Origin of the sequence: Hyphomonas sp. UBA3601, from assembly GCF_002375605.1 — a bacterium.
Classification (GTDB): domain Bacteria; phylum Pseudomonadota; class Alphaproteobacteria; order Caulobacterales; family Hyphomonadaceae; genus Hyphomonas.
The window spans coordinates 40,093-42,180 of the sequence record NZ_DFME01000047.1; the positions used below are offsets into that span (position 1 = coordinate 40,093).

General features: G+C 60.5%; 2 protein-coding genes. One reads left to right on the plus strand and one right to left on the minus strand.

Going from position 1 to position 2,088, the window contains the following annotated elements:
- A partial coding sequence (locus tag B4F73_RS05700) for a uracil-DNA glycosylase (RefSeq protein ID WP_290481749.1) occupies positions 1–658 on the minus strand: 658 nt, incomplete at its 3' end.
- 94 nt (positions 659–752) lie between these two features.
- Between B4F73_RS05700 and B4F73_RS05705 the strand changes: the two genes are divergently transcribed.
- Positions 753–2,088: NAD(P)/FAD-dependent oxidoreductase (locus B4F73_RS05705; RefSeq protein ID WP_290482704.1), on the plus strand; the 1,336-nt coding region annotated here is incomplete at its 3' end.

The window sequence follows — 2,088 nt, forward strand, 5'->3', positions numbered from 1 at the left end:
CGGTCTTGAAAACATGTTCCGTGCCACGCAGGCGCATGATGCCATCTGCGCTATCGAGCAAGGACTTGGCTGGCACGCCGCCCGCGGCAATAATCACTTTCGGAGCGACCAGTTCCACCATCCGATCCACAAACGGACGACATACGGCGAGCTCCTCGGCTTCCGGATTCCGGTTGGCCGGGGGGCGCCAGTAATTCACATTGGTAATGAAGGCATTTTCCGTGCGGTCACGGTGAATGGCCGCCAGCATCTTGTCGAGCAGCTGTCCGGCCTTGCCCACAAAGGGCAGGCCCTTGCGGTCCTCTTCGGCGCCCGGCCCTTCGCCGATCACCATCAGGCTGGCACCCGGCGTGCCATCATAGACGACTGTATTTTCTGATGCGCTTTTCAGCGGGCTGCCTTCAAAGGCTACGATGGCGGCTTTTAGCGCCTCGACCGAATCACAGGCCGCTGCGGCAATTTTGGCCTCTTCAACCCAGTCCGTTTTCTTCCGGCGTGGGCGGCGCACAGGGGCATCCTGGGCAACTGCAGCAGGCGGCGCGGCACTGTCGGCAACCTTCAGATAGGCCTTTACCGCAGCGTCATCGACTTCCACGCCCATGTCGCCCCACCACTCGGTGAGGGCCTTAATTGCATCAATTGACGCAGGGGTGGGCATCTGGACGCTCTGGACCTTCCTGATAGACGCTGTAATTGCTTAATCAAATGGGCTTATGAGCGGGCACCCTATCACCCGCAAGGAGGAGAAACCAATGGCTGATGACGCTGTACAGCGCGAGTCGATGGAATATGACCTGGTCATCGTTGGCGGTGGCCCTGCGGGTCTGTCCGCGGCGATCCGGGCAAAACAACTCGCACAGGAAGCTGGCGAAGACATTGAAGTCGTCGTGATCGAGAAGGGCGGCGAGATCGGCGCTCACATTCTGTCCGGCGTGGTCATGGACCCGGTCGGCCTCGACAAGCTGATCCCCGGCTGGCGTGAGCGCGACGACCGTCCGCTGAAGACCGAAGTCACCGGCGACAAGTTCAAATTCCTCGGCCCGAAGGGCGAGGCAGACATTTCCTGGCTGCCTATGCCGGGCTTCATGAAGAACCATGGCAACTATACTGGCTCGCTCGCCAATGTGGCGCGCTGGCTGGGCCAGGAAGCCGAGAATATGGGCGTGGAAATCTTCCCCGGCTTTGCCGCCTCAGATCTCGTGCTGGGTGAAAATGGCGAAGTCAAAGGCATCGTGGCCGGTGTCATGGGGATCGCCGCCGATGGTACGCACAAGCCGGACTATGAGCCGGGCATGGAGTTGCTCGGCAAATATGTCCTGTTCGCCGAAGGCGCCCGGGGCTCGCTGACGAAGCAGCTGATCGCCAAGTACAATCTGGATGAAGGCCGCGACCCGCAGAAATTTGGCCTCGGCCTGAAAGAGCTGTGGTCCATACCCGAAGAGCAATTCAATGAGGGCTACGTCCAGCACACGATGGGCTGGCCGCTCGATAATTCGACCGGCGGAGGCAGCTTCCTTTACCATTTCCGAGACAATGGCGAGCCGTTCGTATCGGTCGGCTTCGTGGTTCACCTGAACTATGAGAACCCGTACATTTCGCCGTATCAGGAATTCCAGCGCTTCAAGCACCACCCCTCCGTGCTGCCGCACCTGGAAGGCGGCAAGCGTGTCGCCTACGGCGCGCGGGCCATCACCGAGGGCGGCTTTCAGTCGGTGCCGAAACTCTCATTCCCCGGCGGCGCGCTAATCGGGTGTGGTGCAGGCTTCGTCAACGTGCCGCGCATCAAGGGCAGCCACAATGCGATCCTGACGGGCATGATGGGTGCGGAAGCTGCCTATGAAGCCATCAAGGCTGGCCGTCAGGGCGACGTGCTGACCTCATACGAGGACGCCTACAAGGCTTCTTCGGTCTACAAGGAGCTGAAGCAGGTGCGGAACGTGAAGCCGCTCTGGTCCAAGCTGGGAACGGCGATCGGTATTCCGATGGGCGGCCTCGAAATGTGGATTTCCAGCCTGTTCGGCGGCTTCTCCTTCTTTGGTACGCTGAAGCATGGCAAGACGGATGCAGCCGCGCTGAAGCCAGCCAAGA